At 73.3% G+C, this 21,833-nt stretch carries 15 protein-coding genes and 1 pseudogene; 8 read left to right on the top strand and 8 right to left on the bottom strand.

Annotated elements, in window-relative coordinates; genetic code table 11:
- Positions 1-215: 215 nt before the first annotated feature.
- Positions 216-731, bottom strand: a complete 516-nt coding sequence (locus ACH4T9_RS10580) for a MarR family winged helix-turn-helix transcriptional regulator (protein WP_396671447.1) — start codon at positions 729-731, stop codon at positions 216-218.
- Positions 732-905: 174 nt separating this feature from the next.
- Here ACH4T9_RS10580 and ACH4T9_RS10585 point away from each other — a divergent pair, with 174 nt between their 5' ends.
- The gene (locus ACH4T9_RS10585) at positions 906-3,134 is read left to right on the top strand and encodes an MMPL family transporter (protein WP_396686828.1); all 2,229 of its coding nucleotides are present in this window, start codon (positions 906-908) and stop codon (positions 3,132-3,134) included.
- Here ACH4T9_RS10585 and ACH4T9_RS10590 read toward each other — a convergent pair.
- Positions 3,025-4,443 (bottom strand): annotated as a pseudogene (locus tag ACH4T9_RS10590) (DedA family protein); the annotation flags it as partial. The gene ACH4T9_RS10585 and the pseudogene ACH4T9_RS10590 sit on opposite strands and share 110 nt — an antisense overlap.
- Positions 4,444-4,577: 134 nt before the next feature.
- Here ACH4T9_RS10590 and typA point away from each other — a divergent pair.
- Positions 4,578-6,446: a translational GTPase TypA gene (gene typA, locus ACH4T9_RS10595; RefSeq protein ID WP_396670842.1), complete on the top strand. Its 1,869-nt coding sequence runs from the start codon at positions 4,578-4,580 to the stop codon at positions 6,444-6,446.
- Between the two features lie 110 nt (positions 6,447-6,556).
- Positions 6,557-7,429 (top strand): serine hydrolase, encoded by an 873-nt coding sequence (locus tag ACH4T9_RS10600; protein WP_396670843.1) that lies wholly within the window; start codon positions 6,557-6,559, stop codon positions 7,427-7,429.
- A gap of 213 nt (positions 7,430-7,642) precedes the next feature.
- Here ACH4T9_RS10600 and ACH4T9_RS10605 read toward each other — a convergent pair whose 3' ends face one another.
- Positions 7,643-8,440, bottom strand: a complete 798-nt coding sequence (locus ACH4T9_RS10605; RefSeq protein WP_396670844.1) for a tyrosine-protein phosphatase — start codon at positions 8,438-8,440, stop codon at positions 7,643-7,645.
- A gap of 44 nt (positions 8,441-8,484) precedes the next feature.
- On the opposite strand from ACH4T9_RS10605, the gene ACH4T9_RS10610 reads away from it, so the two are divergent.
- On the top strand, positions 8,485-9,582 hold the full coding sequence (locus ACH4T9_RS10610; protein WP_396670845.1) for a mandelate racemase/muconate lactonizing enzyme family protein: 1,098 nt from the start codon (positions 8,485-8,487) through the stop codon (positions 9,580-9,582).
- A gap of 33 nt (positions 9,583-9,615) precedes the next feature.
- The gene (locus ACH4T9_RS10615) at positions 9,616-10,566 is read left to right on the top strand and encodes an NlpC/P60 family protein (protein WP_396670846.1); all 951 of its coding nucleotides are present in this window, start codon (positions 9,616-9,618) and stop codon (positions 10,564-10,566) included.
- A gap of 69 nt (positions 10,567-10,635) precedes the next feature.
- Here the strand turns inward: ACH4T9_RS10615 and ACH4T9_RS10620 are convergent, their stop codons facing one another.
- Complete coding sequence (locus ACH4T9_RS10620) at positions 10,636-11,634, bottom strand: TerC family protein (protein ID WP_396670847.1); 999 nt, start codon at positions 11,632-11,634, stop codon at positions 10,636-10,638.
- A gap of 403 nt (positions 11,635-12,037) precedes the next feature.
- On the opposite strand from ACH4T9_RS10620, the gene ACH4T9_RS10625 reads away from it, so the two are divergent.
- Positions 12,038-12,331: an antibiotic biosynthesis monooxygenase family protein gene (locus tag ACH4T9_RS10625; RefSeq protein WP_396670848.1), complete on the top strand. Its 294-nt coding sequence runs from the start codon at positions 12,038-12,040 to the stop codon at positions 12,329-12,331.
- 147 nt (positions 12,332-12,478) lie between these two features.
- On the opposite strand, the gene ACH4T9_RS10630 is transcribed toward ACH4T9_RS10625, so the two are convergent.
- Both ACH4T9_RS10630 and uvrB read right to left on the bottom strand, forming a co-directional pair.
- Positions 12,479-13,435 carry a helix-turn-helix domain-containing protein gene (locus ACH4T9_RS10630; RefSeq protein ID WP_396670849.1) on the bottom strand — a complete coding sequence of 319 codons (957 nt, stop codon included), beginning with the start codon at positions 13,433-13,435 and terminating at the stop codon, positions 12,479-12,481.
- 104 nt (positions 13,436-13,539) lie between these two features.
- Entirely contained in the window at positions 13,540-15,648 is a 2,109-nt protein-coding gene (gene uvrB, locus ACH4T9_RS10635; RefSeq protein WP_396670850.1) for an excinuclease ABC subunit UvrB, read from the bottom strand.
- Positions 15,649-15,959: 311 nt separating this feature from the next.
- On the opposite strand from uvrB, the gene ACH4T9_RS10640 reads away from it, so the two are divergent.
- A complete protein-coding gene (locus tag ACH4T9_RS10640) occupies positions 15,960-17,660 on the top strand; it encodes a hypothetical protein (protein ID WP_396670852.1) in 1,701 nt (566 codons plus the stop codon).
- 57 nt (positions 17,661-17,717) lie between these two features.
- Here the strand turns inward: ACH4T9_RS10640 and coaE are convergent, their stop codons facing one another.
- Together coaE and rpsA are read right to left on the bottom strand one after the other, a co-directional pair.
- A complete protein-coding gene (coaE, locus tag ACH4T9_RS10645; RefSeq protein WP_396670853.1) occupies positions 17,718-18,899 on the bottom strand; it encodes a dephospho-CoA kinase in 1,182 nt (393 codons plus the stop codon).
- A 202-nt stretch (positions 18,900-19,101) separates the two neighbouring features.
- The gene (gene rpsA / locus ACH4T9_RS10650; RefSeq protein ID WP_396670854.1) at positions 19,102-20,598 is read right to left on the bottom strand and encodes a 30S ribosomal protein S1; all 1,497 of its coding nucleotides are present in this window, start codon (positions 20,596-20,598) and stop codon (positions 19,102-19,104) included.
- A 373-nt stretch (positions 20,599-20,971) separates the two neighbouring features.
- Between rpsA and ACH4T9_RS10655 the strand changes: the two genes are divergently transcribed.
- A complete protein-coding gene (locus ACH4T9_RS10655) occupies positions 20,972-21,817 on the top strand; it encodes a class I SAM-dependent methyltransferase (RefSeq protein ID WP_396670855.1) in 846 nt (281 codons plus the stop codon).
- The last annotated feature ends 16 nt before the right edge of the window (positions 21,818-21,833 follow it).

Consider the following 21,833-nt stretch of genomic DNA (forward strand, 5'->3'; position numbering starts at 1 on the left):
CCGAAGCGAGCCCGGCCGGGGTGCACAGCGTCGGTCAGGTGACTCGAAAGCAGCCGGGCTTTCTGGCGTTTCGCCAGGTCAGCGGCCTGTTTCTCAAAATGGGGCAACGGTCCGCCCAACCGGGCGGAGTTGTCGCGGCGGGGTCGCCCCGGCGGCGACCGGCGCGGACAGCGGGGTCGCTCCGGCGGCGACCGGCGCGGACAGCGGGTGCGCGGTCAGCCGGCCGGGCGGCGGGGCGGGGCGGGGCGGGCGGCCCGCACAATGTCGCGGTGCTCCCGCATCGCGGTGACCATCGTCGCCATGAAGCGGTGCACGATCTCCAGCTCGGCGTCGCCGAAGTCGGCCATCACCCGGTCGGTCCGCCGGCCCAGCGGCTGGAAGAACTCCATGGCCAGCGCGGCACCCCGGTCGGCGTAGTGCAGGAACACCTTGCGCCGGTCGGCGGTGTCCCGGTCCCGGCGGATGTGGCCGGCCCGCTCCAGCCGGTCGACCAGCGCGGTGACCGAGCCGGAGGAGAGGTTGAGCTGCTCACCCAGCCGTCCCGGGGTGATCGGCGTGCCGAGCAGCTCGGCGTCCATGACGGCGATCAGGGCGTGCAGGTCGGTGGGGTTGAGCCCGTGCAGCCCGGCGAAGGCGTGCCCGATGTGCTGGGCGTCGACGGAGTACCGGCGCAGGTCGTTGGCGATCTCGGCGACGAGCTGGTCGCGCCGGCTGTCGCGCCGCCGATACATGCCGTGCCGTGTCACGCCGTCGTTTCCCCTGCCGTTGCGGTCCCGCTTGCAGCATAGAGGAGCGACGGATAATCTCGCCTGTCAAGATACTCGACAGGCGTGCTAAATCGTACGGCCTCGTCGAACCGCACCGCCGTACCCGGGATCACGTCCCGGCAACCCTGAGGGAACCCGATGTCTGTGTTCACCCGCGTCGCCCGGGGGCGGCTCGCCGCCTGGCTCACCGTGGCCGTCGCGATCGTCCTCGGCGCGGCCGTCTTCGGGTTCCCGGAGCCGGACAATCCCGCCCCCGTCTCGTCCACCGGATTGTCGGTGCAATGGCAGTCGACCCAGGTCGAACGGCTCCAGGAGGAGCTGCCCGCCAGCGACGTCGAGCCGGCGATCGTCGTCGTCAGCCGCGCCGACGACGGGCCGCTCACCGAGCCGGACCGCGCCGAGGTCACCGGCGTCTCGGGCGAGCTGGGCCGGTTCGCCGTCGGCGGGCGGGTCGCCCCGCCGCAGGTCTCCCCGGACGGCAGCGTGGCGCTCATCGCCGTCCCGCTGTCCACCGCCGGCGGCCAGGAGGCCGTCGCGACGACGGTGGCCGACCTCCGCGCGGCCCTCGACGGCCTGCCCGACGGGCTCACCGCCGAGGTGACCGGAGCCCCGGCGTTCTCCGCGGACCTCACGAAGGTCTTCGACGGCGCGGACATCACGCTGCTCGCCGTCACCGCCGGCGTCGTCGCCCTGCTGCTGCTCATCACCTACCGCAGCCCGTTCCTGTGGATCGTGCCGCTCGTTGTCGTCGCGGCCACCGAGCAGCTCACCCTGCGGGCCGTGGACACCATCGTCCCGGCCTTCGGCATCAACCTCCAGGAGGGCCAGGTCACCGGCATCGCCAGCGTCCTGGTCTTCGGCGCCGCCACGGACTACGCCCTGCTGCTCATCGCTCGCTACCGGGAGGAGCTGCGCCGCGAGGAGGACCGCTTCGCCGCCATGCGGGCCGCCCTGCGACGCACCGCCGAACCCATCCTGGCCAGCGGCGGAACCGTGGTCCTCGGCGTGCTCACCCTGCTGCTGTCGGAGCAGGAGACCAACCGGGCCCTCGCCGTGGCCTGCGCCACCGGCGTGGTGTTCGCCATGCTGTCGGCGCTGTTCCTCCTCCCCGCCGTGCTGGTGATCTTCGGCCGGGGGCTGTTCTGGCCGTTCGTACCCCGGGTCGGCGGCCCCGCCCGCGAGGGCCGGCTCTGGGGCCGGCTCGGCGCCGCCGTCGTCCGCCGGCCCGTGCCGGTCGCGACCCTCGCGACGCTGCTGCTCGCCGGCCTCGCCCTCGGGGGGCTCGGCATCCGCACCGGGCTGTCGGAGACCGAGCAGTTCCGGGTCAAGCCCGAGGCGGTGGCCGGCGCGGAGACCCTCGCGAAGGCCTTCCCCGCCGGCACGACCCAGCCGGTCGCCGTGCTCACCACCCCCGCCGCCGTGGCGGCCGTCACCGACGCCGCCGCGAGCGTTCCCGGCGTGGCCTCGGCCCGGGCGGGGGACGCGGGCACGAGCGTCGCCCAGGTCGACGTGGTGCTGGAGGCCGAGCCGGGCACCGCCGCCTCGGACCGGGTGGTCGAGGCGCTGCGGGACGCCGTCGCCGCGGTCCCCGGCTCCGCGCCACCGGCCGTCGAGGGCGCCGGCCCGTTCACCGGCGCCGTGGTCGGCGGCACGGTCGCCGCCACCTACGACTCCGACAAGGCCGACGCCAAGGACCTGCGGCTGATCCTGCCGATCATCCTGCTGCTCGTCGGCGCGGTGCTCGTGCTGCTGCTGCGCGGCCTGGTCGCGCCGCTGCTGCTGGTGCTCACCGTCATCGCGTCGTTCTTCGCCAGCCTCGGCGCGGCGTGGCTGCTGTTCGACCACGTACTCGGCTTCCCCGCGCTGGACAGCGGCGTCCTGCTGCTCGCCTTCGTGTTCCTGGTGGCCCTCGGCGTGGACTACAACATCTTCCTGGTCACCCGGGCCCGCGAGGACGCCCGGCGCACCGGCACCCGGGACGGCATGCTGTCGGCGCTGCGCGTCACCGGCGGCGTGATCACCAGCGCCGGCATCCTGCTCGCCGCGGTCTTCGCCGTCCTCGGCGTCCTGCCGCTGATCACGCTGACCCAGATCGGGATCATCGTGTGCATCGGGGTGCTGCTCGACACCCTGCTGGTACGCACGGTGCTCGTGCCGGCGCTCGCGTTCGTGCTCGGCGAACGCTTCTGGTGGCCGGGCCGGATCGGCCGGACGCCCGAGGACACCCCGGCGGACCGGGGCCAAGGGCCCACGGAACCGGCCGCGCCTCGCCGTCGACCGCCGGCGGTGTGCCCTGCTCGGGGATCACCTCGCGCGCTCCCCCGCCGCCGCCCGCAGCCCGGTCCCGGGTGGCCCAGGCGACCATGAACAGCGCGGTCCAGGCCGATCCGAGCAGCACCGAGGTGACGGTGCCGCTGGCGGTGCTCAACCCGAGGTAGAGCCGGGCGCCGCCGATCGCCGAGACGCCGGCCGCGGCCACCGTCCAGGTGGCCACCGCCACCTGCCAGCGCGCGCTCCGGGACAGCAGCCAGGCCAGCGTGCACAGGCTCGCCGCAACGACGGCGTTCTGCGTCGGGAACAGCGCGCTCTCCTCCCCCGACGCGGCCCGCCCCGGCGCGGTCAGGTCGGTGACCACGGCGAGGACCACCAGCGGCAGGAACGCCCCGACCGAGCCCACCACGCTGAGCAGGTCGGCCCGCCACGGCCGCTGCCGCCAGGCCAACCCGGCGGCCACCACCGCGACCAGCCCGATCAGCACCGAGCCGCGCAACACCGAGACCAGGGTGAACGCGACGTCGGCCGCGCCGACGGTGCGCCGGTCGGTGAACCAGCCGGCGATCGCGTCGTCGACCGCGGCCAGCCCGCTCCACCGCATCGCCGCCCCGAGCAGCCAGGCGACGGCGAAACCGGCGGCGAACAGGAGCGCGAGCCCCGCCAGAAGGTTGATCAACAATGTCCAGGCCGGGCCGATCCGCATGGCCAGCACGAAGAACAGCACGCCGTACCGGGCGGAGAGCCAGCGCACCGGCGGCAGCGCCGCCACCCGGGCCAGCAGCGCCCGCGCCGGGTCGGGGTGACGGCCCAGCCAGCGGCCGACCAGCAGTACGGCGAGGAGCCCGCCGAACAGCACCAGCACCGCCCCGGTGGCCCGCCCGAGCAGTCGGGACACCGTCCCGTACGACTCCCCGGCCACGTTGCCCAGCAACACCGACCCGCCCACCCAGGTCGCCACCCCGGCGAGGTTCCACGGCGCGAACCGGCGGTACGGCATTCCGGCGGCCCCGGCCAGCCGGGGCGCCAGGGTCCGGGCGAAGGCGACCCAGCGGGCGGCGAGGACCCCCCGCCCGCCGAGCCGTTCCAGCAGCTCGTCCGCCCGCCGCCAGCGGGCCGGTCCCACCCGGGCGCCCAGCCCCGAGGCCCGCAGCCGGGGCCCGTACCGGCGACCCGCACGGAATGCCACCGCGTCGCCGGTCACCGCTGCGACAATCATCACCAGCAGCGCCGGTCCCAACCGGAGGGCACCGGTGTACGTGAGGAAGCCGACCAGCAGCAGGGTCGCCTCCCCGGGCACCAGCAGCCCGACGATCACGGCGGTCTCGCCGGCCACGATCGCCGCGGCGGCCAGGTAGACCAGCAGGGGCGGCAGGTCCCGCACCGAGTTCAACAGATCGTGCACGACAGCCCGGGGGTCACGGCGGCCAGCATGCCAGCCGGGATAAGCAGGGCGACAGCGGTTTCAGCACAGATCCGGGAAACGCCGGGGTGACCCCGACGCCGCCCCTGATCCGCACAGGCGGGAGGATGGAACCCATGCAGCTTCGCACCGACCTCCGTAACGTCGCCATCATCGCTCACGTCGACCACGGCAAGACCACCCTGGTCGATGCCATGTTGCGGCAGGCCGGTGCCTACGGCGCCCGCGGTGAGACGACCGAGCGGGTGATGGACTCGGGGGACCTGGAACGGGAAAAAGGCATCACCATTCTCGCCAAGAACACCGGCGTGCGGTACCTGCCGGCGGACGGCTCCGACCCGGTCACCATCAACATCATCGACACCCCCGGGCACGCCGACTTCGGCGGCGAGGTGGAGCGGGGCCTCACCATGGTCGACGGCGTGGTGCTGCTCGTTGACGCGAGCGAGGGCCCCCTGCCGCAGACCCGCTTCGTACTGCGCAAGGCGCTTCGCGCCCGGATGCCGATCATCCTGGTGATCAACAAGGTGGACCGCCCCGACGCCCGGATCAAGGAGGTCGTGGACGACACCTACGAACTCTTCCTCGACCTGGACGCCGACGAGGAGCAGATCGACTTCCCGATCGTCTACGCCTGCGCCCGCGACGGCATCGCCTCGCTCACCCAGCCCGCCGACGGCTCGGTCCCTGAGGACAGCGAGAGCCTGGAGCCGCTGTTCCGCACCCTGCTGGACACCATCCCGCCGCCCGCGTACGACGAGGGCGCGCCGTTGCAGGCGCACGTGACCAACCTCGACGCCTCGCCGTTCCTCGGCCGGCTGGCCCTGTGCCGGGTCCGACAGGGCACCATCGCCAAGGGTCAGACCGTCGCCTGGTGTCGCACCGACGGCACCAACCAGCGGGTCCGCATCTCCGAGATGCTGATGACCGAGGGCCTGGAGCGCAGGCCGGCCGAGTCGGCCGGACCGGGCGACATCATCGCGGTCGCCGGCATCCCGGAGATCATGATCGGCGAGACCCTCGCCGACGCGGAGAACCCGGTCGCGCTGCCGCTGATCACCGTCGACGAGCCGGCCATCTCGATGACCATCGGCACCAACACCTCGCCGCTGGTCGGCCGGGTCAAGGGCGCCAAGGTCACCGCCCGGATGGTCAAGGACCGCCTCGACAAGGAACTGGTCGGCAACGTCTCGCTGCGGGTGCTGCCCACCGAGCGGCCCGACGCCTGGGAGGTGCAGGGCCGCGGCGAGCTGGCCCTGGCGATCCTGGTCGAGCAGATGCGCCGCGAGTCCTTCGAGCTGACCGTCGGCAAGCCGCAGGTGGTCACCAGGGAGATCGACGGGAAGACCTGTGAGCCGGTGGAGCGGCTGACCATCGACGCGCCGGAGGAGTACCTGGGCGCGATCACCCAGCTCCTCGCGACCCGCAAGGGCCGGATGGAGCAGCTGGTCAACCACGGCACCGGCTGGATCCGGATGGAGTGGCTGGTCCCGGCGCGCGGCCTGATCGGCTTCCGCACCGAGTTCCTCACCGACACCCGGGGCACCGGCATCCTGCACCACGTCTTCGAGTCCTACGAGCCGTGGTTCGGCGAGCTGCGCACCCGCAACAACGGCTCGCTCGTCGCCGACCGGTCCGGCGCGGTCACCTCGTTCGCCATGATCAACCTTCAGGAGCGCGGCCAGCTCTTCGTCGATCCGACCACCGAGGTGTACGAGGGCATGATCGTCGGGGAGAACTCCCGCTCCGACGACATGGACGTCAACATCACCAAGGAGAAGAAGCTCACCAACATGCGGGCCTCTTCCTCCGACGAGACCGAGAAGCTGATCCCGCCGCGCAAGCTGTCCCTGGAGCAGGCCCTGGAGTTCTGCCGCGAGGACGAGTGCGTCGAGGTGACCCCGGCATCCGTGCGCATCCGCAAGGTCGTCCTCGACCAGACGCAGCGCGCCCGCGCGACCGCCCGCCGCAAGCACGCCGGCTGACCGCCGAGCACGACGTACCGGACGGGCCGGGAGGGACCACCTCCCGGCCCGCTCCGCGTCCGGCCCCCGCACCCGGCCCGCCGGCGGCCGGATCCGCTACGGTCACCGGCATGATCTGGGACGAGCTCGACACGCATCTCGACACACTGCCGGGCACCGTGTCGGCGTACCTGGGCCGGCTCGACGCCGCCCCCACCTGGACCCGCCACCCCGACGCCACCCACTACGCGGCCAGCACCATGAAGGTCGCCGTGCTGCTGGCCCTGCACCGGGCGGCCGAGGCCGGCACCCTCGACCTGGCCGCCCCCGTCGACGTACGCAACGAGTTCGACTCCGCCCGGCCCGGCGCGCCCCGATTCTCCTGCGCCCGGCACTACGACAACGACGAGGCCGTCTGGCAGCGGGAGGGCCACGGCGCGCCCCTGCGCTGGCTCGCCGAGCGGATGATCGTGCGCTCCAGCAACCTGGCCACCAACGTCTGCCTCGGCCACGTCGGGCTGCCCGCCGTGGCCGACGCCTGGGCCCTCGCCGGCGCCCGGCACAGCGTCACCGGGCGCGGCATCGAGGACTTCGCCGCCCGGGAGGCCGGGATCACCAACCTGGTCACCGCCGCCGACCTGGCGGCCCTGCTCGGCGGGCTGGCCGCCGGGGCGGTCCGGCCCGGGCCGCTCGCCTCCCCCGCAGGCTGCGCCGCCATGCTCGATGTCCTGTTCGCCCAGGAGTTCCGCGAGGACCTCGCCGCCGGGCTGCCCGAGGGGGTCCGCATCGCCCACAAGAACGGCTGGGTACGCGGCGTCCGGCACGGCGCCGGGGTGATCTACCCGCCCGACGCCCCGCCGTACGTACTGGTCGTCTGCACCACCACCGACCTCGCCGACGGGGGTGCCACCGGCGACGAGTCCTCCGACGACGCCTGCCTGGTGCTCGCCGACGTCTCCGCCCGGGCCTGGGCTGCCCGCCACGACCTGCGCCCCGCCGGCTAGACCCGCCTTTCGGCAGGCGCCGCCACTGCGCCACCACGCACCCGGCGGACGCCGCGCGGGGCCCACCACCGCACCCGGCGGACGGCGCGCCGGGCCCACCACGCCCCCGGCAGGCGCAGCGCCGGCCCGCCACGGCCCGGCAGGCGCAGCGCCGGCCCGCCACGGCCCGGCAGGCCGGCGCGAAGGCGTTCCGACCCCCGCCGCGCGCCGGCCTCAGTCCAGCAGGCTGTCCCGCAGCGCCGCCAGGTGCGCGTCGGTCAGGCCCAACCCGTCGCGCAGGTACCGGTCGAACGAGCCGTGCACCCGGCGGACCTCGTCGTACGCGGCGTCCAGGTACTCACCGCGCACCTCCATCAGCGGCCGGATCGCCGCCTCCGCCAGCTCCGGCTGCCGGGCCCGCATCGCGGTGAGGATGACCTCCTTGAGGCTCTCCGTCTGCGCGTTGGTCCGCAGGTAGTCCGCCCTGATCGCCGCCTCGTCCACGCCCACCGCGGTGAGCAGGACCACCGACAGCCAGCCCGTGCGGTCCTTGCCGGCCGAGCAGTGGAACAGCAGCGGCAGGTTCCCCGCGTCGGCGGCCAGCCGGGCCGCCGCGCCGAAGCCCGCCCGGGCCGCCTCCCCGGTGACGAACCACCGGTAGATCCCCGCCATCGCCGCCGGGCTGCCCTGCATGGCCAGCGTCGCCTCCGCGCCCAGGTTGTGTCCGAGCAGCACCTCCGACACCGCCGTGAAGACCGGGTGGGCCTCGTCGTACACCGGCAGTCGAACCACCCGGGGCTCGCCGACCAGCCGGTTCGGCGGGGCCGCCGCGATCTCCGAGTCGTCGCGCAGGTCCACCACGCAGGCCGGGGCGATCCTCCCCAGCGTCGACAGGTCGTCGTCGGTCAACCGGCCCAGCGCCGGTGTCCGGATCAACCGGCCCGTCCGCACCCGCCGCCCGTCCGCACCCACCATGCCGCCGAGGTCACGCGCGTTCGGCGCGCCTACCAGCTCCCAACCCTGCCCCGTCATCCGGCCTCCCCTGTAGTCGTGCGCTGCCGTATAGGGTGCCGCACATGACAATCGCCGTGGTACGCACCCACCGGCTCTCCGCGCCCCTGCACACCCCGTTCGTGACGGCGCTGCGCCGTACCACCACCGTGGAAACCCTGATCGTGGAGCTGGTCGACGAGGACGGGCGGTCCGGGTTCGGCGAGGCGCCGCAGGTGTGGCAGGTGACCGGGGCGTCGCTGGCCGGCGCCGAGGCATGCGTCCGGGAGATGCTCGCACCGGCCCTGGTCGGGCGGGACGCCGACGACCTGGTGGCCCGCTGCGTCGAGGTGCAGCGCGCGGTGGCCGGCAACGAGGCCGCCAAGGCCGCGGTGGACACCGCGCTGCACGACCTGGCCGCGCGCCGGCTCGGCGTACCCCTGGTGCGGCTGCTCGGCGGCACGGCCCTGCGGGTGCCGACGGACGTCACCCTGGCCGCGGGCGACGCCGCCGACTTGGCCGCTGCTGCGCGGCAGCGGCGGACCGAGGGATTCGCGGTGCTGAAACTGAAGGTGGGCACCGACGCGGCGGGCGACCTGGAACGGGTCCGCGCGGTCCGCGCCGCCGTCGGCCCGGGCGTGCAGATCCGGCTGGACGCCAACCAGGGCTGGACGCCCCGCGAGGCGGTCCGGGTGATCCGCGGCATCGAGGACGCGGGGCTGGACGTGGAGCTGGTGGAGCAGCCGGTGGCCCACTGGGACCTCGACGGGCTGGCCTGGGTCAGCGACCGGGTCGGCGTGCCGATCCTGGCCGACGAGTCGGTGTTCGGCGTGCGCGACCTGGTCGAGGTCATCCGCCGCCGGGCCGCCGACATGGTCAACGTCAAGCTCGCCAAGTGCGGCGGCCTGCACGCCGCCCGGACCCTGCTCGACCTGGCCGCCGCGCACGGCGTCGGCACCATCGTCGGTTCGATGATGGAGAGCCAGGTCGGGGTGGGGGCCGCGGCCAGCCTGGTCGCCGCGTACCGGACCACCGCGGTCTCCGACCTCGACGCCGCCTGGTGGCTGGCCTGGTCGCCGGTGCGCGGCGGCATCCGGTACGACGGGGCGACGGTGCTGCTGCCGGACGCCCCCGGCCTCGGCATCACCTCCGTGTCTGTAGCAAAGATGCGATCGCCCAGTTGATGCCCGGCACTTTCTTTCATAGGGTCACGGCAGGTGACATCGGAGCTGGGAGTGGACGTGGAACTGCAACCGGGCCATGAGGCCGTCGTCCGGGTCGCGGTCGCGACCCTGTGGACCAGCCCCGAGGAGGTACGCCCCGTCGACCGTCCCGCCCTCGACCCGCAAGCCGACGTCGCCGCCTGGATCTCCGGCATGGACCCCGAACAGCAGGTGGGTGACTGCGTCCTGAGCCAACTGCTGTTCGGGGAACGGGTGCTGGTCACCGCGCTGCGCCCCGACGGCTGGGCGCACGTGGTGGCCGTCGAGCAGCCGTCGGCCACCCATGACTCGCGCGGCTACCCGGGCTGGCTGCCCACCGCCCAGCTCGCCCCCGTCGCATCCGACGACCCGCAGGGACCGGACGCCCCCTGGGTCGTCGACGCGACCGTCACCGCCCTGCGTACGGCCCCGGACGGCGAGCCGGTCGTCTCCGGCATCGTCCTCGGCACCCGGTTGGCCCCGGCGGGCCCGCCGGCCGACGGCTGGCGCCCCGTGCACGCCGCCGGGCACGACCGGCCGCTCTGGCTTCCCGACAGCCACCTCGTGCCCCTGCCCACCGAGCCGCCGCCCGCCCGGGACGTGCTGGCCGTCGCCGCCCGGCTGCGCGACGTGATCTACGTCTGGGGCGGATTGTCGACGTACGGGATCGACTGCTCCGGCCTGGTGCACCTGGCCTGGCGGCGGTTCGGCGTGGTGCTGCCCCGCGACGCCGCCGATCAGGCCCGGGCGACCACCCCGCTGCCGCTGGGCGCCGAACGACCCGGCGACCTGTACTTCTTCGCCCGGCCCGGCCAGCAGATCCACCACATCGGCTTCGTCAGCGCCGAGCCGGACGCCGCAGCGAACCGGCGGCTCCTGCACGCCTGCTACCAGCATCGGGGCGTGGTGGAGGAGGCGATGCCGGCCGGCCGGACCGCCACCCTGGTCGGCGTGCACCGGGTCTGACCCGGCGCCCGGCGCCGACGCCGAGGGGCGCTCCCGCATCGGGAGCGCCCCTCGGCGTCAGGTGGGTTGTCAGCCCCGGGCGGCGGTCAGCTCTCGCCGCCGGTCCCGGGCCGACTTGATCAGGCTGGCCACGGTCGCCATCAGCAGGGTGCCGAGGATGACCACCAGGGAGAGCCAGATCGGGATGTGCGGGGCCCAGCCCACCGGCTCCCCACCGTTGACGAACGGCAGGTTGTTGTCGGCCAGCGCCTCCAGCACCAGCTTCACGCCGATGAAGCCGAGGACCACGGACAGCCCGATGCTCAGGTAGATCAACCGGTCCAGCAGCCCGCCCAGCAGGAAGTAGAGCTGGCGCAGCCCCATCAGCGCGAACACGTTCGCGGTGAAGACCAGGTACGGCTCCTGGGTGATGCCGAAGATCGCCGGGATCGAGTCCAGCGCGAAGATCAGGTCGGTGGTACCGATCGCGATCATGACGACCAGCATCGGGGTGAACAGCCGGCGACCGCGCTCGTGCGTGGTCATCTTCGCGCCGTCATAGTCCCGGGAGATCGGCAGCGCCCGCCGGCTCCACCGGATCAGCAGGTTCTCGGAGAAGTCGTCCTCGTTCGGCTCACCCTGCCGGAAGAAGTTGATCGCCGTGTAGATGAGGAACGCGCCGAACAAGTAGAAGACCCAGGAGAACTGCGAGATCAGCGCCGCACCGGCGGCGATGAACCCGCCGCGCATGACCAGCGCCAGCACGATGCCGATGAGCAGCACCTTCTGCTGGTACGGCCGGGGCACCCCGAAGCGGGCCATGATGATCACGAAGACGAAGAGGTTGTCCACCGAGAGGCTGTACTCGGTGAGCCAGCCGGTGTAGAACTCGCCGGCCACGCCGGGGCCCGCTGCGAGCCAGAGCCCCACGCCGAAGACCAGGGCCAGCCCGACGTAGAAGGCGACCCAGAGACTTGACTCGCGGACGCTCGGCTCGTGCGGCCGGCGACCGATGATCAGCAGGTCGACGACCAGAACCGCTGTCAGTGCGACGAGGGTTACCGCCCACACCAATCCGGACACGTTCAATCCAATCCTCCGGCAGACACGCGGCGTCGGGCACACCGTACGCCCCGTGCGGGCGGGCGGGTTGCGGCAACGCGAAACAGTGGTGGCTGTCGGAGGTCTCTTCCGCCAGCGGCCCATGTGTGGACCGCTGACCGACGGAGCCGGGTCGCGCCACCGGGGGCGATGGTCGACCGTGCTGACGACTCCGTCACGGGGGAATACTCCCCTCCTTCGCCGCCATTCTTCCCCATCGAGGCCTCCGGCCGCATCTCCAGGCCCGCACATCGACGATCCCACCACGTCCGGCGTGACGGAAGTCTCCGCCCGTAGAGCTTCCTAGGAGGCCATCCCGGGGCCGGTCCGAGGGGCGGGACAGTCCCCCCGCGTAGTCCGTCCCGGCCGGGGACGTGGCAGGCTCAGGGGCATGGTGCTTGAGGTCGCGCTCATCGATGTGGTGCCCGGACACGAGGACACGTTCGCAGCCGCGTACGCGCAGGGTCACGAGATCCTCGCGACGACGCCCGGCTGCCGCTCGGTGCGGATGACCCGCGGCATCGAGTCGCCGTCGCGATTCGTGCTGCTGGTCGAGTGGGACTCCGTCGAGGCACACGAGGCGAACTTCCGGGGCACCGAGCGGTTCACCCGGTGGCGGGAGCTGATCGGCCCACACTTCGCCGGCCCGCCGCTGGTCGAGCACTTCGTCGACGTCCCTGCCTGAGCGACCCCGGCACCGCGGGTGCGCCCGCCGCAGCGGTCCGCCGCCGAATGTCGTACCCCCCGCCTACAGTGCGCCTGACGCGCCGGCCACCGGTGCCGACGGGCTCGGGGCCGCCGGGCCCGGTGGCGGCGCGGCGACAGTCCGGGCTCAGTCCTGCGGCGGGCGGGGCCGGGGCACCGCCGCCACCTCCTCCGGCCCCCGGAAGGCCAGTGGATGGCCGCCCGGACCGGTCGGCGACGGCAGCGCCGGATCGTCGGCCAGCCGGGCCAGCAGCGCCGTCGTCTCGGCTGCCGGGAGGGCGGCGTCGAGCATCCGGTCGACCACGGTGTCGTACCAGGCGAGGTCGGCGGCGGAGACCAGCCGGACATCGGTGGTCAACGCCTCGAGCATCACGGTGCGCGGGTCGGCCGGGTCGGGGAAGGAATACCGGGCGAACGGGGTCAGCGGGTGGGCGCCGCCGGTCGTGACGCCGGGCGGCACCACCCTGATCGTCACGTTCGGCTTGCGGGACAGGAGGGCCAGGTGGCGGACCTGCTCGCGCCAGACCCCTTCCGGCAACCCACCCGGGCCGCAGGCGGTGAACTCCAGCAGCGCCGTGTACTGCGGCGGCTCGGCCCGGTGCAAGACCTCCTGCCGAACCAGCCGGGCCCGTACGTCGGCCTCCACGTCGACGTCGGGGTGCAGCAGCCGGGCGACCCCGAGACGCAGCCGGGCGTACGCCGGGGTCTGCAACAGGCCCGGCACGACGGCCGGCTGGTACTCCACCACGGTCGCCGCCCCGGCCTCCAGCTCGGCATACGCACGCTGGCGCTCGCCCATCACGCCGAGGGTCTTCCACCAGCCACGACCGATGGCCGCGTCCCGGGCGATGACGATCAGCGCGTCGCGTTCCTCGGCGGCGACCCGGTAGACGTCCAGCAGGTCGAGCACGTCGGCGAGATCGGGGCGGCTCTGGCCCAGCTCGATGCGGGACAGCTTGGAGGTCGACGCCCAGCCCAGCCGCTCGCAGACCTGCTCAAGGGTGAGCTCCTCCCGCCTACGCAGCTGGCGCAACTCGGCACCGAGTCGCGCACGTCGAATCACCGGACTCGTTGGCAACGGCATCCCCGCCTCCCAGGACGGAGAGTACGCAGGTCGATCACACGCTGCAATACCTCGCTCGCCGTCCGCAACGGGCGCAGGTAGTTTCCCCGGTCAACCGCCCTCGGTCACTTCACGCCGGCCGCGTCCATCCCCCGCAACTCCTTCTTGAGGTCGGAGACCTCGTCGCGGATGCGGGCGGCCAGCTCGAACTGCAGCTCCCGGGCGGCGGCCAGCATCTGGTCGCTGAGCTCCTGAATGAGCTGGGCCAGGTCGGCCCGGGCCATCCCCTCACGGGACGGGCCCGCCGCGCCGATCCGGCTGCGGCTGCGGGTCTCCTTGACCGGTGCCTTGCCCCGGGAAAGCTGCCGCGCCGCCCCGCCGATCCGGGAGTTCTCGGTGTCCTCCGCTTCCCGGTAGATGTCGTCGAGGATGTCGTGAATCTTCTTGCGCAGCGGCTCGGGGCTGATGCCGTGCGCCTTGTTGTGGGCGATCTGCTTGTCCCGACGCCGGTTGGTCTCCTCGATCGCCGTCGCCATCGACGGGGTGATCTTGTCCGCGTACATGTGCACCTGGCCGGAGACGTTCCGGGCGGCCCGGCCGATGGTCTGGATCAACGACCGGCCGCTGCGCAGGAAGCCCTCCTTGTCGGCGTCGAGGATCGCCACGAGGGACACCTCTGGCAGGTCGAGGCCCTCCCGGAGCAGGTTGATGCCGACCAGCACGTCGTAGTCGCCCTTGCGCAGCTCGCGCAGCAGCTCCACCCGGCGCAGCGTGTCCACCTCGGAGTGCAGGTAGCGCACCCGGATGCCGTTCTCCAGCAGGTAGTCGGACAGGTCCTCGGCCATCTTCTTGGTCAGCGTGGTGACCAGGACCCGCTCGTCCCGCTCGGTGCGCAGTTTGATCTCGTGCATGAGGTCGTCGATCTGCCCCCGGGTGGGCTTCACCACCACCTCGGGGTCGATCAGGCCGGTCGGGCGGATCACCTGCTCGACGAACTCGCCCTGGGCCCGCTCCAGCTCCCACGGCCCGGGAGTGGCGGAGAGGAAGACCATCTGGCCGACCCGCTCCAGGAACTCGTCGAAGCGCAGCGGCCGGTTGTCGCCGGCGCTGGGCAGCCGGAAGCCGTGGTCGATGAGCATCCGCTTGCGGGAGGCGTCGCCCTCGTACATGCCGCCGATCTGGGGGATCGTCACGTGCGACTCGTCGACGACGGTGAGGAAGTCGTCCGGGAAGTAGTCGAGCAGGCAGTGCGGCGGGCTGCCGGGTTGCCGGCCGTCGATGTGCATCGAGTAGTTCTCGATGCCGGAGCAGAAGCCGACCTGACGCATCATCTCCAGGTCGTAGGTGGTGCGCATCCGCAGCCGCTGCGCCTCCAGCAGCTTGCCCTGCCGATCCAGCTCGGCGAGCCGCTCGGCCAGCTCGGCCTCGATGTCGCGGGTGGCCCGCTCCATCCGCTCCGGACCGGCGGCGTAGTGCGTGGCCGGGAAGATCATCAGGGCGTCGACCTCGCGGACCACGTCACCGGTCAGCGGGTTGAGGTAGTAGAGCTTCTCCACCTCGTCGCCGAACAGCTCGACCCGGACGGCCAGCTCCTCGTACGCCGGGATGATCTCCAGCGTGTCGCCGCGCACCCGGAACGTTCCCCGCTGGAAGGACATGTCGTTGCGGGTGTACTGGATGTCGACGAGGCGACGCAGCAGCTGGTCGCGGTCGAGCTCCTGCCCGACGGCGACCCGGACGGCCCGGTCGAGGTACTCCTCCGGGGTGCCCAGGCCGTAGATCGCCGAGACCGTGGCCACCACGACCACGTCGCGGCGGGTGAGCAGCGACATGGTCGTCGAGTGCCGCAACCGCTCGACCTCCTCGTTGACCGAGGAGTCCTTCTCGATGTAGGTGTCGGTCTGCGGGATGTAGGCCTCGGGCTGGTAGTAGTCGTAGTAGGAGACGAAGTACTCCACCGCGTTGTGCGGCAGCAGCTCGCCGAACTCCTTCGCCAGCTGGGCGCAGAGCGTCTTGTTGGGGGCGAGCACCAGGGTGGGGCGCTGCAACCGCTCGACGAGCCAGGCCGTGGTGGCGCTCTTTCCCGTGCCGGTCGCGCCGAGCAGGACCGTGTTGCGATCTCCGCGCCGCACCCGACGCTCCAGATCGTCGATGGCTGCCGGCTGGTCGCCGGCCGGCTGGAAATCGCTGACCACCTGGAATCGGCCGTCGAGCCGGGGAATGTCGAGCGCCATGACCCCAACCGTACGCCGGGGGCCCGACACAACGCGGCGACCACCGTCAGTCAGTGATTGGCTTCAATATTCGCATTGTGTGGCACATCTCACCGCGCTAGGGTATGGGCCGTAGGCCGCTCGCGGCGGCCGTCCGGGCCGGCGGCCTGGCCTCAACGGCCGGCGCCCCCGGCACAGGGGGTCGCAGCACCCGGCATCACCGGCGTGCGCACCCCCGGTGGTCGCGCGACGCGCAGACCGGCCGCCGCGAGCGCCCCACCAGGGGGCGAATCGTGCGTCACCTGTCACCCGCGCCGGAAGTTCATCCTGCCGTGGACAACTCCCCCGACCCGACGCCCCGACCCGACCGGGACCGCCGCCCACCGGGCGCCTGCGGCACCGAATTCGACCGGGACCCGCGTAAGCCGGGCGCCGACGTCGTACCCGACCGGAACAGTCACCTTTCGGCAACCGACGGCGCAGGCGACCGGCGCGACAGCCAGCGTCGGCGTACCACCGTGGTCGCCCTCGGGGTGATCGCCGTCGCCTCCGCCGCGGGCCTGGCCGCCGGTCTGCTGACCTGGGCACCGGCGGCCCCGGAGCCGGCCCGGCCGCTGACCCCCGCCGAGGCGGAACGGCTCGCCGCCGTCCGGGTCACCAACCACCGGGACGTCCGGTCCGGCCTGCGGATCACGATCGGCACCGCCGCCGCCCGCACCGACGTGGTGGGCTGGGTGGACTGGTCCCGGCCGCTGGCCTACGTGGACGTCGGCGGCCCGGGGGCCGGGCGGGGCCGGGGCCTGGTCCAGGCCACCCCCGGGCTGCTGATGGCCCGGCCCGACCCCACGGCGGTGCCGGCCCCGGCATCCCCGCCCATGGTGCCCCCGGTCGACGGGTGGCGGGTCGTCGACGGGTCCGCCGCCCGCCCCCTGCGCCCCACCCTCGACCTGCTCTTCGCGCTCGCCGCGCCCCGGACCGAGCCGGCCGGGGCGATCCCTGCCGGCACCGCCCGGTGGCTGGCCCGCGCCGAGGCCGGCAGGCAGCCCGTGGACGTCCTCCAGGCCCCGCTGCCCGACGACGCCGGCCGGCAAGGACCGCAGGACGCCCCGGAAGCCGGCCGACCGGCCACGTCGACCCCACGCACCGCTTCCCACCCGTCCGGCCCCACGGGCCCGCCCACGGCGTCCCCACCGCGATCCGGCACCGCGGGTCGGCCCGCGGGCTGGCCCGGCCCGGCGGTGAGCCTGCCGGCCGCAGCCGCCAGGCCCGCCGGGACCGCGCTCCTCGACGGGGCCGCACGCTGGTGGCTCGACCGGGACGCCCGGTTGCACCGGTTGGAGGGACGCCTCCCCGGCGGCGTGCCGGTGACGGTGGAACTGCAACGGGCCAACCGGCCGGTGCTGTGGCCGGTGGCGGCGCTGGGCGGCCGGGCGGGGCTGCCCAGAGCGCTCACCGGGCCCGAGGAGGACCGGTTCGCGCGAGCGGCGGCCCGGATGCGCGCCGCGGATGGCGCGGCTGCGACCCTCACCGCGCCCGTCGCCCCAGGCGTCACCCTGCGCGGCGCGGGTTGGATCAGCTGGACCGAACGGGCCGCGTACCTGTCGGTCGGCACCCGCGACGCACCCGCCGGGCGGACCCTGCGCCGCTACGACGCCGCCGGGGTCTGGTCGGCGCCGTACGCCGGGGACACGCTCGTCGCGCCGCCGCTGCCGCCCCCACGCGCCGGACACACCTGGGAACGCGGCAGGCCCGGCGCCGACGACGTCGGCGTGCTGCTGGCCGCCGCGCTGCGGGTGGGCTCGGCGACCAGTCTGCCCCGGCCAGCCACCCGGATCCGTGGGGACCGCCTCGCCGACCGGACCGTCGACGTCATCGAGGTGGACGCCCGGCACGGCCGGCTGCGCTACTGGATCGACAAGACCGGCCTGCTCCGCCGGTTGGAGCTGCGTACCCGGCTCGGCACGTACGCCCAGCTCGACCTCGTGCCGGGGCGGGCGCCGGCGCTGCCCTCGCCCGTCCCGCCCGCCCGCTAGCCGGGGCGCTGACGCCCGGTCGCCGTCCTGACCGGGGCACAGCACGGATACGACGGGTCAGGGCCGCCAGCCGCTCCGTGCGGCCCACTCCTCGGCGAGGTGGTGCTCCTCGTCGAACCACGGGTCCTTGGCGGTGGTGTACGTCACGGTGTCCGGCGCGCTGGCCGCCAGCTCCCGCTTGAGCGCCAGGTACGCCGCCTGCTGGTCCGGGTCCGCGCGCAGGTGGTCCCGCATCAGCAGGGCGTAGCGCCAGCCGGGCGAGCCCGCCGGACGCAGGTGCAGGTTCACCGGCCGGTCGGGGTCGGCGCTGCCGTGCAGACGCTTCTCCCACCGGTCGCAGCCCTCCGGCCGGGGGTTGTCCCACCACTGGCCGGGCAGTCGGGGAAACCCCGCGGCGGCGAGTCGGTCCGCCAGCGAACCGTCCGCCTCGGCCAGGCTCGGCACCGTGAGCTGGATGTCGATGACGTCCTTGGCCGCCAGGCCGGACACGGCGGTCGACCCGATGTGGTCGATCCGCAGATCGGCGGGGGCGATCGCGTGCCGGATCCGGGCCGCCAGCCGGGCGTACTGCTGGGGCCAGGTGGGGTCGGGTTCGGTCAGCCTCACCCGCTCGGGGCGCACCGCGCGCCGGTCTCGCACGTTCGCCTCGTACGGCAGCAGCCGGTCCTGCCACAGCCGGTCCACCGCAGCGTGCAGCTCGTCGAGGGTGCCGTCGTTGGACAGCACCACGTCGGCCGCCGCCCGGCGGCGGTCGTCGTCGGTCTGCGCGGCGATCCGCCGCTCGGCGTCCGCCCGGTCCATGCCCCGGTCGCGCTCCAGCCTGGTCAGCCGGGTCGCCAGCTCCGCCCGCACGACGACCACCAGGTGGTACGTCGGGGCGAGCCCGACCTCGACCAGCAGCGGCACGTCGTTGACGACGACCGCGTCCGGGGCCGCCGCCGCGACGAGTGCGGCGCTGCGGGCCCGGACCCGGGGATGGGTGATCGCCTCCAGCCGGCGGCGGGCCGCCTCGTCGGCGAAGACGACCGCGCCCAGCGCGGCCCGGTCCAGTGCGCCGTCGGGGCCGAGCACCCGGTCGGAGAAGGCGGCGACGATCTCCGCCAGTCCCTCGCTACCCGGGGCGACCACCTCCCGGGCGATCCGGTCGGAGTCGATCAACACCGCGCCGAGCGCGGCCAGCCGCGCCGCGACAGCACTCTTGCCGGACGCGATTCCACCGGTCAGTCCCACCATCAACACCGGACCAGTCAACCGGATCGCGGGCGTCGCGCCAAACCGGCCCGACGGCCGGTGCCGGGTGCCGGCACCGGCTGGTGGCCCACGATCGTGCTCGATCATGCGGGGGCCGGGCATTCCCGCAGGGCCGGGCACGGCGAGGGCCCCGCCCCCGGCGACCCGGTGAAACCGGATCGCGGGGACGGGGCCCGTCGTCGTCAGCGGGTCACTTGCCGCCGGCGAGCTTCTCCCGCAGAGCGGCGAGCGCCTCGTCGGTGGCCAGGGTGCCGGCCGGCTCCTCGGCCTGCCGGCTCGGGGCCGAGCTGGTCGAGGTGGTGGTGGTGCCACCGGCGGACACCGGCGGAGCCGGGTTGGCAGCGGCCTCGGCGTCGGCGGCCCGGGAGGTCTGCACCTGCTTGGTGTGGGCCTCCCAGCGCTGACGGGCCTCGGCGTACTGGTTCTCCCAGGTCTCGCGCTGCTTGTCGTACCCCTCGAGCCACTCGCCCGTCTCGGGGTCGAAGCCGTCCGGGTAGATGTAGTTGCCCTCGGTGTCGTACGTCGCGGCCATGCCGTAGAGGGTCGGGTCGAAGTGCTCCTCGCCCTCGACGAAGCCCTCGTTGGCCTGCTTGAGCGACAGCGAGATCCGGCGACGCTCCAGGTCGATGTCGATGACCTTGACCATGACCTCGGAGCCGACCTGGACGACCTGCTCCGGGATCTCCACGTGGCGCTCGGCCAGCTCGGAGATGTGGACCAGGCCCTCGATGCCGTCGTCCACCCGGACGAAGGCGCCGAACGGCACCAGCTTGGTGACCTTACCCGGCACGATCTGCTGGATCGCGTGGGTGCGGGCGAACTGCCGCCACGGGTCCTCCTGGGTCGCCTTCAGCGACAGCGAGACCCGCTCGCGGTCCAGGTCGACGTCCAGGACCTCGACCTCGACCTCCTGGCCCACCTCGACGACCTCGGACGGGTGGTCGATGTGCTTCCAGGACAGCTCGGAGACGTGCACGAGGCCGTCCACGCCGCCCAGGTCGACGAACGCGCCGAAGTTGACGATCGAGGACACGACGCCCTTGCGGACCTGGCCCTTCTGCAGCTTGTTGAGGAACTCGGTGCGCACCTCGGACTGCGTCTGCTCCAGCCAGGCCCGGCGGGACAGGACCACGTTGTTGCGGTTCTTGTCCAGCTCAATGATCTTGGCCTCGAGCTCGCGGCCGACGTACGGCTGCAGGTCACGCACCCGCCGCATCTCGACCAGGGACGCCGGCAGGAAGCCGCGGAGCCCGATGTCGAGGATGAGGCCACCCTTGACGACCTCGATGACCGAGCCGCGGACGACGCCGTCCTCGTCCTTGATCTTCTCGATCGTGCCCCAGGCCCGCTCGTACTGCGCCCGCTTCTTGGAGAGGATCAGACGACCCTCCTTGTCCTCCTTCTGGAGGACCAGGGCCTCGATGTGGTCACCGACCGAGACGACCTCGGCGGGATCCACGTCGTGCTTGATCGACAACTCACGAGAGGGGATGACGCCCTCGGTCTTGTAGCCGATGTCGAGCAGGACCTCGTCCCGATCGACCTTGACGACGGTGCCTTCGACAATGTCGCCGTCGTTGAAGTACTTGATGGTCTCGTCGATCGCGGCGAGGAAAGCCTCCTCGGAACCGAGATCGTCGTGGGTGACCCGGGTGGCGCTCGAGGGGGCCTCGATGCTGCTCGTCATGTGGGCGGTTGCTCCGGTCGGATGGGTTTTGGGTTGTCACAGCAGGCTGGTGTCGCGGTGACCTGTTCGCGCCAACGGATCCGTCGCCGGGTACACCGAACGATCGCTGAGTGAGATCCTGATGTAGCTCCGTCGACCGCGCACCTGCTCCCTGCCGAGGCACACGATCCGCGAGCGCATCGTCCAGCCTACCGTGTGCATTACCACAGCGTGCAAGCCCCGGGCATAAGTGATCCAGCCCGCTTTCGCGATGCGCCGTCTCTTACGTCCCGACAGGCGGTGTTTTGCCCCCGTCCGGCCGGCGCCGCGCCGGGCGCCGGGCCGCCTCGGCGCGGAACCGGGGACCAGGCCGGATGGCCACTAGACTGCCGCGATGACCGACGATCGGGCGGGTGCCGCCACCCACGCCGACCACGCCGACCCGCAGGGCGTGCTGCGGCGCCCGGTCACCGACGCGGAGAGCCGCCGGGCCAACCGTGGCTGGTGGGACGCCGACGCCGACGACTACCAGGCGGAGCACGGCGCGTTCCTCGGCGATGTGGAGTTCGTCTGGTGCCCCGAGGGGCTACGGGAGTCCGAGGCCCGGTTGCTCGGCGACGTCGCCGGGCAGCGGGTGCTGGAGGTGGGTGCCGGGGCGGCGGCCGTCGCCCGCTGGCTGGCCACGGCGGGGGCGAGACCGGTCGCGCTGGACCTGTCCATCGGCATGCTGCGGCACGCCGCGGCGGCAGCCGACCGCTCGGGTGTACGGGTGCCGCTGGTGCAGGCCGACGCGCTCGCGCTGCCCTTCGCGGACGCGGCGTTCGACACCGCGTGCACGGCGTTCGGGGCGATCCCGTTCGTGGCCGACTCGGCGGCGGTGATGCGCGAGGTGTTCCGGGTGCTGCGGCCCGGCGGCCGGTGGGTGTTCTCGGTGACCCACCCGATGCGCTGGGTCTTCCTCGACGACCCGGGCCAGGGCGGCCTGACGGCCGTGCACTCGTACTTCGACCGCTCCCCGTACGTGGAGCAGGACGAGTCGGGCGCGGCGACGTACGTCGAGCAGCACCGCACCCTCGGCGACCGGGTCCGCGAGCTGGTCGGCGCCGGGTTCCGGCTGGTCGACCTGGTGGAGCCGGAGTGGCCGGAGGGGCACGAGGGGATCTGGGGGCAGTGGAGCCCGCTGCGCGGCCGGCTCTTCCCCGGCACCGCCATCTTCGTCGCGGAGAAGCCCGCCGGCTGAGCGGTGTCGCACAGCG

It is taken from the genome of Micromonospora sp. NPDC020750, assembly GCF_044334565.1.
In the GTDB taxonomy this organism is placed as follows: domain Bacteria; phylum Actinomycetota; class Actinomycetes; order Mycobacteriales; family Micromonosporaceae; genus Micromonospora.